This is a genomic window from Mesorhizobium sp. (assembly GCF_004962245.1).
Taxonomy (GTDB): Bacteria; Pseudomonadota; Alphaproteobacteria; order Rhizobiales; family Rhizobiaceae; genus Mesorhizobium.
In genome coordinates, this window is the sequence record NZ_SUHQ01000014.1 from 149,583 (window position 1) to 162,262 (window position 12,680).

The window sequence follows — 12,680 nt, forward strand, 5'->3', positions numbered from 1 at the left end:
TCTCTCTACGGGATCCTCATTGAACGAGCACAGCGCGCCCGCAAGTCGCGCCCATGATCCGGACATCGGCCTCACCGACGCGCACGCCCAGTGCCGCAAGCACGTTATAAACCAATGCGTCGACAGGTGCAGTTACACCGTTCAGCAACGTCACAACTGCCGGCTTCACCGTTCCAAGCAGGGCGGTTACATCGAGCCCGAGACCCAGCGCCCCGACCGAAAGCGACAAATTGTTGACCAGCGACGTGGTGAGGGATTGCGTCAGGTTTTTCGTGGAAGCCGTCTTTATCGCCTTGTTGGCGATTTCGGTGCTGTTGAAGGTTAGCGTCGTCGGATCGTTGTTGGTGATTGAGACCGCTGCCGAACCGTTCACTTGCAGCAGCGGGAGGTTAATCAGGAGGAGCTTGATGCTGACGCCTGCGATCTCGGCAGCTTGGAACGACTGCGGGTTGCTGAAATCGGCGAAGGCGGTGGGGCTGTTGTCGGCGTCGCTGGCGCCAAGGTGCAGCGAGGCTACGCCCGGAAGTGCGGCAATCGAAACCTCCAAACTGTCGGGGTGCCCGGTCGGGCAGCTGATGTCGGTCAGCCTGGCCTCGGCACGAGCCACTTCGACGTGCAGCGGCAGTTTGACAGACAGGAGGCTGATGCCGCCACCGAGATTCGAATTGCCGATGCCGACGGATGCCACCAACTTGATCCGCGTCTGCGCGGTGCGCACCACCGTGCCGTCTCCGACTGTCAGCCAAGGCGAGATTTGCGCAGGCTCGCCGATAGCGATGGACAGCGTGGTTGCGGTAAGCCCTGGAACGGTGGCGCCGAGATTGATGTCGACCTGCCTCGAGCCGTTCGCCAGTGCGGCGGCGGAGGTCAGCATACCCATGGCATTAGCGTCGATCGCCAGGCCACCCGGCTCTTCCCCGATCCCCAGTTGGCCGACTGATCCAAGATCGACAAGATGGTTGAGCGGGATTTTCACCGTGCTGGTGGCTCTGGACGCGATTGTCTGCAAAGCGAGCTTGCTGGTGCTGCCAACTGGCGAGACGTTGGCCATGGCGGTGGCGATCTGGCCCACCGTTGCTTTCGACGCCAGCACTTCCGAATAGCTGACGCCTGTCAGTTGCAGTTGGACGGCAAGAGCGTCGACGAACGAAAGCACGCTGATATCGGTCGAGATCAGCGCGTTGTAGTCCATGACACTAAGCGAGATATTGCCACCAAGGAGCCCGCTGAGAAGCGCGTTGAGGATACCGCCATTGACGCTGAGAAGCCTGGACCCGACCGAAAACCTGGCCTGCGCCGTCATGCTGGCAATGGCTTGGGTGCCGATGACCGGCGTAGGAATGAGCGAACTCGCGAAATAGCGGGCGGGCACCTTTTGCAGCGTGACATGGACGGCGTTGTAGGGCGTCTTGCCGGCCTCGAAGCGCTTGTCGACGCCGAGCGACGACTCTGGCGAGTATCGGCCGGCGGTGACCGACACAATGGTCTTTCCGAGAGTGGGAACGATCGTCTGTCCTGCCTTCTGGACGACGATACCCGGCATTCCGTTGTCGCCGAGCGTGGTCACCACCGCGGCCTCTATGTTGTTGATGTTCGAGGCGGCGGTGATTGCCGCCAGATCGGTCATCGCCTGCGCCTCCCGGCGCTCCACATAGATCGAGCCTTCATCGATGGCCACGGCAGCCAGCGCCAGCGCGAACGGTGCGCTCAGCGCCGTCATGACGGTGAAGTTCGCCTTCAGGTCGACAAGCATCGAGCGGACGGCCTGGCCGATCCCTCCCAGCAAAGTTTCCGACATTCAGATGCCTCCGACCCGTATTGTCGACCTGCGTGCGATCGTGGTTCCAGGCATGGACAGCGCCGGGAACAGGTTCCAGATCGGCAGGTTGCGGGCATCGTATTGGACGGACACCACGAACTGTTTTCCGTCGGCCGTGCTGTCCTTGGCCTGATAGGTCAGCTTGCCGGAATCAACGAAGGGATATCCGCCGGCATTGTTGTTGACAAAACTGGTCACCAGCGCCTGGCGCTCGGCCTCGTTTAGTCCGGCGATAGCCGTGCGTGCGGCGTCAGCCGCGATTTGCTGCACGGAATTGCTTGCTCCAAAATAGATACCATATGCAACCATACCGAGCAAAAGTAGAATAAAAATGGGCGAAAGCAGCGCGAATTCGATCGCGGAAGTTCCAGACTGCTCTCTAAATTGGTATAATTTGAGCCTTAGCTGGCGCATATTGCTCCGCTTTGTAGGAATTTTCTCAGTTCTTGTGCTGTCCATGTCCTACGCCCATCAAGACATACCGAAGCCCGCGATAGATGTAACCCTTAGTTGCTTAAAGCCGCATTAAGACATTTGGGCAAAGTGGAATCGACGACAGGTTTCTGCCGGAAGTAAAAGCTTGACGTGGGGGAACGGAACCAAGCCATGGTTTCGGCTGCCGTTCTGCCGACCGCGAAGCGGCAGTCGGCGGGCCTTACTTTGGGTGACCCAGAGAGTCTGTTGAAATAAAAAATCTCCACGTTACTGTTTGACCACCAGCTGCCGGAAAGGGAACCAGCGGCGCGCTCAAAGAGCCATGCATCGGTTTCGGGGCGTCAACACTCAAGAGGCGTAGCTGAAAGGCCGCTTCGACAGGGAGAACTTCATGCTGAAAAATATGCTGAAGGCGACGGTATTCGCCACAACCATGGCCTTGGCCGCCGGGACGTTCTACACGCCGGCTTTCGCCGAGACCGTCTATAACCGCGGATCCGCCGCCGAAGCGGAGACGCTCGATCCGCACAAGACCTCGACGGTCTACGAAGCCGATATCATACGCGACCTGTTCCAGGGCCTCGTCATGCATGACCAGAAGACAAACCTCATTCCGGGCGCCGCCGAAAGCTGGACGGTGTCCGACGACGGCACCGTCTACACCTTCAAGCTGCGCAAGGACGGCCTCTGGTCGGATGGCAGCCCGGTGACGGCGGACGACTTTGTCTATTCGTTCCATCGGCTGGAAGATCCGGCCACCGCTGCCGAATACGCTTCCATGCTCTATCCCGTGAAGAACGCCGAGGAAGTCAACACCAAGAAGGGCAAGCCGGAGGATATGGGCGTCAAGGCGATTGACGCACATACCCTCGAAGTCACGCTCAAGGCGCCGACGCCTTACTTCCTGGAGATGCTCACCCATCAGGCGACCTATCCGGTCAGCAAGGCATCTATCGAAAAGCTTGGCGCCGACTGGGTCAAGGCAGGCAAGCTGGTCTCCAACGGGGCCTTTACAGCGGCGGAGTGGATTCCCAACGACCATCTGAAGCTGGTCAAGAATCCGAAATTCTGGGACGCCGCGAGCGTCAAGTTCGACGTGGTCAACTACATCCCGACCGAGGATCGCTCGTCGGCGATGAAGCGCTTCGAGGCCGGCGAACTCGACAGTTACGGTGACCTGCCGACCGAACAGCTCGCCGATCTCAAGACCAAATTCGGCGACCAGATCCGTGTCGGGCCATACCTTGGCACCTACTATTTTGCGATCAAGACCGACAAGGCGCCGTGGGACAACGTCGAATTGCGCAACGCCATCTCCATGGCAATCGATCGCGACTTCCTTGCCGAAAAGGTCTGGCAGAACTCGATGCTGCCTGGCTATTCGATGGTGCCTCCGGGCATTGAGGGCTATACGCCGGCACTGGCCAAGTACGCGGACATGTCGCAGATCGACCGCGAAGACGAAGCCAAGAAGGTGCTTGAGAAGCTTGGCTACACGCCCGAGAAGCCGCTCAAGATGGAAATCCGCTACAACACTTCGGAAAACCACAAGAACACGGCGGTCGCCATCCAGGAGCAGTTGAAGCCGCTCGGCGTCGAAATCACACTGCTCAACACCGACACCAAGACCCACTACTCCTTCCTTGAGCAGAAGGGCGATTATGACGTGGCACGTGCCGGCTGGATTGCGGACTACAAGGATCCCGAAACCTTCCTCGGCATCTCCCGCAAGGCCAGTGGCAACAACTATTCGAACTACAGCAGCCCGAAATTCGAAGAGGCCATGGACAAGGCGGCGGCCGCCGGCGGCAAGCCCGAAGAGCGCATGAAGGAACTCGCTGCGGCTGAGCGTATCCTCGTCGACGATGTCGGCAACATCCCGATTCTCTACTATAGCTACAAGGATATCGTTTCCTCGAAGCTGCATGGCTTCGACGACAATGTGATGGACATCCATCCGTCCCGCTTCATCAGCAAGGACTGATCCCTTAGCTGGGCCGCCGCGCAACTCAATGCGCGGCGGCGCTGGTTTGCCATCGCATCGGCCCGGGAACCGGAATCGATTTTCGGCAATGTCGGTGCGAGGATTTGAAGGCTAGAGCGCAATCGTCCAGCTGGACGCGCGCTGCTCTGGATCAAGCGGGGCACCGATGCTGCGATACGTATTAAGGCGGCTTCTGACCGCCATTCCGACGCTGTTCGTCATCGTGACCATGGCGTTTTTCCTGATACGCGTCGCGCCGGGCGGCCCGTTCAATCAGGAGCGGGGCCTGAGTCCTGAGATCAGGGCCAATCTCGAAGCGCAGTTCGGCCTCAACGACCCGCTCTGGCTGCAATATGTCCACTATCTCGGCAACCTTCTGCGTGGCAATTTCGGACCGAGCTATAACCTGCCGGATTTCACTGTCACCGAATTGTTTGCAAGGGGCCTGCCCGTTTCAATCCAGATCGGCGCCTCGGCGCTGATCCTGGCACTGCTGCTCGGCAGCATACTCGGCACCATTGCCGCGCTCAATCAGAACAAGATTGGCGACTACTCGGTCATAGCACTGGCTGCCGCCGGCAGCACCATCCCGACCTTCGTCATCGCGCCAGTGATCCAGCTCCTGTTCGGTCTGACCTGGAAGCTGCTGCCGATCGGCGGCTGGGGTGATGGCGCCCTGCTCAACAAGGTCGGGCCTGTGCTGACCCTCGCCTTGCCACAAATCGCCATCGTCGCCCGCCTGATGCGCGGCTCGATGATCGAATCGCTGCGCTCGCACCACATCCGCACCGCCCGCGCGCTCGGCCTGTCGGACTGGTCGGTGGTCGTCAAGCATGCGCTGCGCGGCGCCATCCTGCCGATCGTCTCCTTCACCGGTCCGGCGGCAGCCGCGCTGCTCACCGGCTCGATCATCGTCGAGACGATCTTCGCTGTTCCCGGCGTTGGTCGCTATTTCGTCGATGCCGCGCTCAACCGTGATTACACGCTGGTCATGGGCACCGTGGTGGTCATCGCGCTGTTCACCATCGTCTTCAACCTGATCGTCGACGTCATGTATGCCTTCGTCGATCCGAGGGTGCGCTATGACTGACATCGCAGCCACCGCACCGGCCGTCGTCGGCCGCTCCCTATGGGGCGATGCCTGGGCGCGCCTCAAGGCCAATCGCGCCGCCATGTTCAGCCTGTATTATCTTGCCTTCATTGCCGTCATTAGCGTGTTCGGGCCCTCTTTGGTGCCGCATCGATACACCACCATCTACGCCGACTATGTGCGCACGCCGCCGAGCTTCTCGTCCTATCCGAAGGCCGACATGATCGAAACCGCGCTCAAAGAGGCGATCAAGCGCATGCGTGTCGACATCAAGGAGTGGCGGCAGGACGGCAATCGCATCTTCGTCACCGTCACATCGCCCAAACCGATCGATGACCGCAATGTCCGCTACCTCGACCGTTCCGATGCCTTCGACGACACCAAGATCGAGAGCAAATCGCCTGACGCCCTCGAAGCGGTGATGAGCGCTTCGATCAGGCAGCAATATTTCCTGTTCGGCACCGACAATACCGGCCGAGATCTGTTGTCGCGGACGCTGATGGCCGGGCGCATTTCGCTGGCCATCGGCCTGCTCGCTGGGGTCGTCGCCGGCGTCATCGGCGTGCTCTACGGCGCTACAGCCGGCTTTGTCGGCGGCAAGGTCGACGAGGTGCTGATGCGCATCGTCGACGTACTCTATTCGCTGCCGTTCATCTTCTTCGTCATCATGCTGGTGGTGTTCTTCGGCCGGAACTTCGTGCTGATGTTCCTGGCGGTCGGCGCGGTGCTGTGGCTCGATATGGCACGCATCGTGCGCGGACAGGCGCTGTCGATCCGGCGTCAGGAATATGTCCAGGCAGCGGAGGCGATGGGCGTTGGCCAGCGTGGCATCCTGATCCGCCACGTCATCCCCAACCTGCTCGGCCCAGTGGTCATCTACATGACCCTGCTGGTGCCGCAGGTCATCATCCTGGAGAGTTTCCTGTCGTTCCTCGGGCTCGGTGTCCAGGAACCGATGACCAGCTGGGGCGTGCTGATCTCGACCGGCGCCCATAACATCGGCTCGGCCAACTGGCTGCTCCTGTTCCCGGCCTTCTTTCTCGTCTCGACGCTGTTTGCGCTGAATTTCGTCGGCGATGGCCTGCGCGACGCACTCGACCCCAGGGATCGCTGAGATGGTCGCTTCCGAAACGATCCTCAGCGTCAAGGACCTTCGCGTCCGCTTCCGCACGCTCGATGGCGCGGTCGAAGCCGTCAAGGGCATTAACATCCACGTGAATGCAGGCGAGACCGTCGCCGTGGTCGGCGAATCCGGCTCCGGCAAGAGCCAGACGATGATGGCGGCGATGAGCCTGCTGGCCTCGAACGGCGAGGCGACAGGCGTCGTCGACTATCGCGGCCGCAACCTTTTGACCCTGAGCAAGTCCGAGTTGAACAAGGTCCGCGGCCGCAAGATCAGCATGATCTTCCAGGAGCCGATGACCTCGCTCGATCCGCTATATTCGATCGGCAACCAGCTGATAGAACCGATCCGCCGGCACCGCGGGCTTGGCGCCGCCGAGGCACGCGAAGAGGCGCTCAAGCTCTTGCGGCTGGTCCATATTCCCGATCCCGAGCGGCGGATGAAATCCTATCCGCACGAAATGTCGGGCGGCCAGCGTCAGCGGGTGATGATAGCCATGGCGCTGGCCAACGATCCCGACATCCTAATCGCAGACGAGCCGACGACGGCACTCGACGTGACGATCCAGGCGCAGATACTCATGCTGCTCGCCGAACTGCAGCGCAAGCTCGGCATGGCGATCGTCTTCATCACCCACGATCTCGGCATTGTCCGGCGCTTTGCCGACCGCGTCTATGTCATGCGCTACGGCGAGGTCGTCGAGGAGGGCGAGGCGGAAGCGATCTTCGTCAACCCTCAGCATGCCTATACCAAGATGCTGCTGGCCGCCGAGCCGACCGGAACCAAGGCGCCGCCCCCACCAGACGCGCCCGTCCTGCTCGAAGGCAGGAATGTCGACGTGACCTTCAAGATCGGCGGCGGGTTTCTTGCCGGAGAGCCGCTTATGCTGCGCGCAGTCGATCACATTTCGATCCGGTTGCAGCGGAACCAGACCATCGGCATCGTCGGCGAATCCGGTTCGGGAAAGTCGACGCTCGGCCGCGCCTTGCTGCGGCTCCTGCCGAGCGATGGCGTCATCCGCTTTGGCGATCGCGATATTTCCAGCGCCGACCGTCAAGCCATGCGGCCGCTGCGGCGTGAATTGCAGCTCGTCTTCCAGGACCCGTTCGGTTCGCTGTCGCCGCGCATGACCATTGGCCAGGTCATCACCGAAGGGCTTCTGGTGCATGAGCCGTCCCTGTCGGGCAGGCAACGCGATCTGCGCGCGGTCGAGGCCTTGCGCGAAGTCGGGCTCGATCCGAATACCCGCAATCGCTACCCGCACGAATTCTCCGGCGGCCAGCGCCAGCGTATCGCCATCGCGCGCGCGATGATCCTGAAGCCCAAGGTCGTCGTCCTCGATGAGCCGACGTCGGCGCTCGACCGTTCCGTCCAGAAGCAGATCGTCGAATTGCTGCGCAAGCTACAGGCCGACCACGAACTGTCCTACCTGTTCATCAGCCACGACCTTGCCGTCGTGCGCGCGATGTCCGACTACATCATCGTCATGAAGCAGGGCAAGATCGTCGAGGAAGGACCGACCGAGGCGATCTTCAGCAATCCACAGGCAACCTACACCCAGACGCTTATGGCTGCGGCCATCGACGTCACACGGTTTCGCTTGAGCGCATAATGCGACCGGTCAGGGCCACAGCCGATGGTGGTTTTTTGGAGAGCAAAAATCGACGTGCCCTTCCCGCGAGATAGGTGACGGTTCATTGCCGACAGATGGAATAGTATCAAGCTCCAGAAGAACAGCCCGACGTGATCGAACAATCGGCATCAACGCCGACACGAGCGCGCTTGGATGCAATGGGCAGAAGCTGCAATTGCCTTGATCGGCGCGCATTCCAAACACAGCGCACGTGTGAATTTGCTCGGCAGTTGTGAGCTTCACAGCCCGAGGCCGCGCCTCCTTGCGAGGCTCCAGTCCACGCCAACGCCAAGGCCGCGCGCCACCCCAGAAAGATGATTGCCCAATTGCTTGTCGAGCGATAGCGACCAGGGCACAAGGCTAAAGCCGAGCCCGTCATCGATCATCGCGAAGCGGCCAGAAGCGAGCGATATACGCCGCCGGTAGATGCCCGTCACATAGTCGCCATCTGCTGCCTTGGTGAAGGACAGGCCGGTTTCGGCAGCGAGCTGTGAGCCAAGCGCATCAATTTCCCGGCCCCGCAGAGTGTCGATCAGGTTTCGCGCAAGCATTACGCGCTGCCCTTCGCGCCAGGCCAAGCCCTCCTCGATCAGGTGATTGGCACGAGCCTCAAGCGCCTGTCTTGTCTCCCGGCCAAAGCCACCATCGCCGAGCTCGGCTGGCTCATGGGCAGCGAGTTGCCGGTCGAGCCATGTCGCGCCGGACGCCTGGATCTGTTCTTCGATTGAAAGATCCGAGTGGACCGTGACCTCGACACTGCCTCGATCCTGCGCATCCTTATGGCGGCAAAACTCCACGATCGAGCCCGGCGCGCAGTCGCCGGTTGCGTCGAGATCATGAAAGCGCACATGATGCATCCGTCCGTCGATGCCGTCGACGATGGCATAGGCCGAACCGCGCAGCTCGTCATCCAGACCACGCTCGAGCAGCCGACCGATGACCGGCGTCTCGACCTGCTCGGCTGCGAGAACATAGTCCGATAGCTCCCTGTCGATGCCGTGCTCGGCGAGACTGCGGTGCATGCGCTTGATGATATCGCCTCGTTCGCCGAGTGAGCGCATCGTCGCCTCGGCCTCATCGGCCATCATCCACTGGCCGGGACCGATTTCGTTGGCAAGGCCCAGGCTCTCGAGCCGGCGCAGCCGCCCAACCTTGACTGTCAGGAACTCGTCGGGCGGGCTGTCCGCGTGCGGAGCAAGATCGATGATACCATGACGATCCATGTCGCGGGCAAGCTGGCGGTCGAGCTGGGTCCAGCGCTCAGTCTCGACCTCCCGCTCGATGGCTTGGCGGATGTCCTGGTCGGTGCGAAGCCCCAACGTCTGGGTGAGAATGTCGCCTGTGCGGTCGCGCATGCCCTGGCGGATGTAGTCACGTGAAATAACGAGGCTCTCGCCGTCGTCTGCGACACCGCGGACGAGAATGTGAACGTGCGGATGTTGGGTGTTCCAGTGGTCGACGCCGATCCAGTCGAGCCTCGTGCCGAGGTCACGCTCCATGTCGGCCATCAGGTCGCGGGTGAAGCCTTTCAGGTCGCCCAGCTCGACGGCGTCGTCGGGTGAGACAATAAAACGGAAATGATGCCGGTCTTCCTTGCATCGTTCGGCAAAGACATCGTGGTCGGCTTCGTCCGTATCGGGACCAAACATCCTCGCGTCCTCGCCGTCGCGTGTCACGCCCTCGCGGCGAAGATATTTGAGATGGGCAGCCAGGGGCGCGGCGCGGCCGAACTGACGCACCACGCGCGCTTTGACGACGCCGCCGCGCGAGCGGCTGGTTATGAGGCGATTGGCGCAGATGCTCGCCGTCCGACCCCGTCCAAAAGTCGAGTGGCGCGGCGAGATCAAATGGCCTTTGCGGGAATTGCTACCACCAGCACGCTGTGCCGCCGCAAGCGCCTGAAAGATGAACGGTCGCGCGCGCTGGCCAGCCGTGGAACGGATACGACCCGGCCGGACGCGGAAATCATTCTCATGGTTCATGGCCGTTTCCCCGCGAGGTGCAGCTTCCATCGGAAAGATCCGGAAAATGGCGACTGGCGCACATCGCGCAGAATCTGCGCACATCGCGAAACCGCCTCTGAAACCCTTGCGCCCTCGTCATCCGCCCCGCTCGCACATCGCGCCCTTTATCCTGCCACACCTCCGCCCTCGCTCCGTGACCAACCCCGCCGCCGCAATTCCCGCGACGAAACAGGCCGCAATGCGATTGACCAGGAATGCGGTGGTCATCGCGATTGCAGTGGAGAACGCTGCACGAACAGGCCGGGGAGGGAGGGCTTCGACGCCGATCCGGTTTCATCCGGCTGTGGCTCGACCGCTGTCAGATCAACTACAGAAACGGCTGTTGACGTGCGCATGGCAGGCAAATGGATGCCCGCGAACAGCGCCTCTGCGCCAACATGCGCACTGCGCTCGCCATGCGCTGCGGCGACATTGCCGATGTCGCTGTTTTGCACAAAAACCGACGAATGGAGTACGCTCGCCCTGTTTGCTCCTTGTCGTTCACGCGGCGGAATGGAGACGGCATCTCTAATCACCGGCGCGAGTTTCCTGACGTAGTCGATCGTCTCACGCGGCAGCGGGCGACCGGTCAAAAGATGCTCTTGGTAACGCCCCGGGCCGGCATTGTAGGCAGCGAGAAAGCCTTTGCGGCCAAAGCGGTCGAGCATCTCCCGCAGGTAAGCAGCGCCGGCAAGAATGTTGTCGCGTGGCTGATAAGGATCGTCGCCGAGATGATGCTTTATGCGCAGTTCTTCCCATGTTCCCGGCATGATCTGCATCAGGCCCATCGCGCCCTTGCTCGACACCGCATGAACATCACCAACGCTTTCGACGTGCATGACGGCGCGAAGCAACCGCTCGGGAATGGCAAATCGTTTCGCTGCCCCGCGGATATGCGCCGACCAGGGATCTGGGGACGAGGTTCTGCTGTTGGAGCGCGCCGGCTGTCCATTATGCGTGGGAGGCTCTGCGCATACAGCGGACATTGAAACGGTAAGCATGGCGCATGCACAAAGCGCTGTGATGCCTTGGCAGATCACAGCGTAAGGCTCGCAGGTCCGGTGCACCATGAGGCTGCCACCGTGCTCGGTTCCGTCAAGGGCAAGGCTTCGCCGACTGGCCCGGCTCCCCCCAAATGTTGATGCGATGAGCGTTCGCAACGACGGGCGAGCACCCGCCTCTTGACCTTCGCTGTGCGAGGCGGCCGTCTCACGGGCGATCGGGACGAAAGGTTTGACCGCCGCCCGATCGATCAAAGGGCTTGCCGCGGCAAGACAGCTGAAGCGCAGTGCGAGCATCCGGTCAGCCTTGCTCGTTGCGCTTCGATGGCCGGCTCCAGTACAGGCCCCAGGCACCTTTCTCGGCATCGGACTGGAACAGATTGGCGCGCATTGGCTGCGCGAAGGACGGGTCGTCAATGGAGACCGAGAGATAGGCGCCGGCCTTGTCGCCGCTACGGTCCCACGCTGCGCCAACCTCCATGCCTTCACAGAAGACGCGATGGTCGGGCGCGTTTTCTGCGTCCGATTTCTGCGCGGGCAGGATGGCGACCTTTGCGTCGAGTGTCAGTGTTGTGATGTTGCCGAAGAAGCCGTCATCGTTGCGGGTGAAGGCGCCAATCAAGGCCATTGCAGTGCTCCTTTCGTGAGCGTTGGGAAGGGTGGTGAGAGCCTTGGCCAGCTTGCCGCGAACAGGATCATTGGAAGCGTTCGGCTCTGGAAAGGCGTGGCCTAATGTCCAGACCGGGACCGCGCGGCCGATGACCGATGTGAGCGGCAACAGCCCGAAATAGCGACCGTCAAAACTGTCAGCTGCGCCCCAGTTCATGAGGAAGACTTCATCACCGGCGACCACGCGGCAGCCCTGCCAGACCGGCAGCGCTCGGCCGCGACTGTCACGCTCGCGCGCATGTCCATAGGTCACGCTGCCAACAACGATGGCGGTGCGGCGACGGCAAACCGTCTGTCCACTGAGGGCAAGCACGCGCTTCAGCAGCGGCACGTTGTTCGACAGATACCCGCGTCTTGCCATGAAGTCCGCCAGCGATTTGGGCGGCATGACAAGGGCGATGTCGGCAACTCCGATTCTGTCGTACGGCTCGACGCGGTAGAGCCCGATCGCAACGCTCGCGGATGCGTTCCAGATCAACTGCGGTCGTTGGCCGATCCAAGCTGGTAGGGCGATGAGAACCGTGCCGCCGAGCATCGCGGCGACGATCGCTGGGCGCACACTCATGGCCCAGTCCGCCGGCGCAGCCGCCAGGCATCATGGCGCTGGCGAGTGGAAGACCTGAGCGCTTCCCGTGCGGCGCGCCGGCTACGGCAATGGCGCCAATGGTCCGGCGAAACGTCGGCAGTATCGATGTCGATCGCTTCGATGCTCTTCATCACCATTGCGACATTCGGCCATCCGCCGGCGGTGAGCAGGACGTTAGCGCCAGCCTGCAAATGAGCAACCGCCAAGCAGCGCTCGCGCAGCACGTCGGCGCTGATCGATCCCTCGCCCTTGCGACAATCGATCGGTGCCACGCGCAGCGATTTTGTGAACGAAAAGCGCGGCCAGGATATCAAGTCGCATGAGGCGATGTCAGTGG

10 protein-coding genes are annotated in these 12,680 nt (G+C 61.5%); 4 read left to right on the top strand and 6 right to left on the bottom strand.

Annotation, left to right across the window (positions count from 1 at the left end):
* Positions 1-16: 16 nt before the first annotated feature.
* Positions 17-1,798: a pilus assembly protein TadG-related protein gene (locus E5X88_RS16830; RefSeq protein ID WP_292163210.1), complete on the bottom strand. Its 1,782-nt coding sequence runs from the start codon at positions 1,796-1,798 to the stop codon at positions 17-19.
* Positions 1,799-2,233 carry a TadE/TadG family type IV pilus assembly protein gene (locus tag E5X88_RS16835; protein ID WP_292163307.1) on the bottom strand — a complete coding sequence of 145 codons (435 nt, stop codon included), beginning with the start codon at positions 2,231-2,233 and terminating at the stop codon, positions 1,799-1,801.
* Positions 2,234-2,645: 412 nt separating this feature from the next.
* Here E5X88_RS16835 and E5X88_RS16840 point away from each other — a divergent pair, with 412 nt between their 5' ends.
* From E5X88_RS16840 to E5X88_RS16855, 4 genes are all read left to right on the top strand, one after another.
* Positions 2,646-4,238: a peptide ABC transporter substrate-binding protein gene (locus E5X88_RS16840; RefSeq protein WP_292163213.1), complete on the top strand. Its 1,593-nt coding sequence runs from the start codon at positions 2,646-2,648 to the stop codon at positions 4,236-4,238.
* Positions 4,239-4,404: 166 nt separating this feature from the next.
* Positions 4,405-5,328: an ABC transporter permease subunit gene (locus E5X88_RS16845; protein WP_292163215.1), complete on the top strand. Its 924-nt coding sequence runs from the start codon at positions 4,405-4,407 to the stop codon at positions 5,326-5,328.
* Positions 5,321-6,442 carry an ABC transporter permease gene (locus tag E5X88_RS16850; protein ID WP_292163218.1) on the top strand — a complete coding sequence of 374 codons (1,122 nt, stop codon included), beginning with the start codon at positions 5,321-5,323 and terminating at the stop codon, positions 6,440-6,442. The genes E5X88_RS16845 and E5X88_RS16850 overlap by 8 nt, the downstream gene beginning before the upstream one ends.
* 1 nt (position 6,443) lies before the next feature.
* Positions 6,444-8,063 (top strand): ABC transporter ATP-binding protein, encoded by a 1,620-nt coding sequence (locus E5X88_RS16855; protein ID WP_292163221.1) that lies wholly within the window; start codon positions 6,444-6,446, stop codon positions 8,061-8,063.
* Between the two features lie 260 nt (positions 8,064-8,323).
* Here E5X88_RS16855 and E5X88_RS16860 read toward each other — a convergent pair whose 3' ends face one another.
* The 4 genes from E5X88_RS16860 to E5X88_RS16880 form a co-directional block, all read right to left on the bottom strand.
* A complete protein-coding gene (locus E5X88_RS16860) occupies positions 8,324-10,066 on the bottom strand; it encodes a VirD2 family relaxase/mobilization nuclease (protein WP_292163224.1) in 1,743 nt (580 codons plus the stop codon).
* A 245-nt stretch (positions 10,067-10,311) separates the two neighbouring features.
* Positions 10,312-11,385: a lytic transglycosylase domain-containing protein gene (locus E5X88_RS16865; RefSeq protein WP_292163227.1), complete on the bottom strand. Its 1,074-nt coding sequence runs from the start codon at positions 11,383-11,385 to the stop codon at positions 10,312-10,314.
* Between the two features lie 4 nt (positions 11,386-11,389).
* On the bottom strand, positions 11,390-12,322 hold the full coding sequence (locus E5X88_RS33645; RefSeq protein WP_366929946.1) for a DUF736 family protein: 933 nt from the start codon (positions 12,320-12,322) through the stop codon (positions 11,390-11,392).
* Positions 12,319-12,615, bottom strand: coding sequence for a DUF2840 domain-containing protein (locus E5X88_RS16880; protein ID WP_292163231.1), 297 nt, complete (start codon positions 12,613-12,615; stop codon positions 12,319-12,321). Before E5X88_RS16880 ends, E5X88_RS33645 begins: the two co-directional genes overlap by 4 nt.
* Positions 12,616-12,680: the final 65 nt, after the last annotated feature.

What these genes read in the sequence shown, in the direction of transcription:
- E5X88_RS33645 (WP_366929946.1), bottom strand. Translation starts at nt 12,322, where the DNA reads ATGAGTGTGCGCCCAGCGATCGTCGCCGCGATGCTCGGCGGCACGGTT.
- E5X88_RS16855 (WP_292163221.1), top strand. Translation starts at nt 6,444, where the DNA reads ATGGTCGCTTCCGAAACGATCCTCAGCGTCAAGGACCTTCGCGTCCGC.
- E5X88_RS16835 (WP_292163307.1), bottom strand. Translation starts at nt 2,233, where the DNA reads ATGCGCCAGCTAAGGCTCAAATTATACCAATTTAGAGAGCAGTCTGGA.
- E5X88_RS16860 (WP_292163224.1), bottom strand. Translation starts at nt 10,066, where the DNA reads ATGAACCATGAGAATGATTTCCGCGTCCGGCCGGGTCGTATCCGTTCC.
- E5X88_RS16850 (WP_292163218.1), top strand. Translation starts at nt 5,321, where the DNA reads ATGACTGACATCGCAGCCACCGCACCGGCCGTCGTCGGCCGCTCCCTA.
- E5X88_RS16830 (WP_292163210.1), bottom strand. Translation starts at nt 1,798, where the DNA reads ATGTCGGAAACTTTGCTGGGAGGGATCGGCCAGGCCGTCCGCTCGATG.
- E5X88_RS16845 (WP_292163215.1), top strand. Translation starts at nt 4,405, where the DNA reads ATGCTGCGATACGTATTAAGGCGGCTTCTGACCGCCATTCCGACGCTG.
- E5X88_RS16865 (WP_292163227.1), bottom strand. Translation starts at nt 11,385, where the DNA reads ATGCTCGCACTGCGCTTCAGCTGTCTTGCCGCGGCAAGCCCTTTGATC.
- E5X88_RS16840 (WP_292163213.1), top strand. Translation starts at nt 2,646, where the DNA reads ATGCTGAAAAATATGCTGAAGGCGACGGTATTCGCCACAACCATGGCC.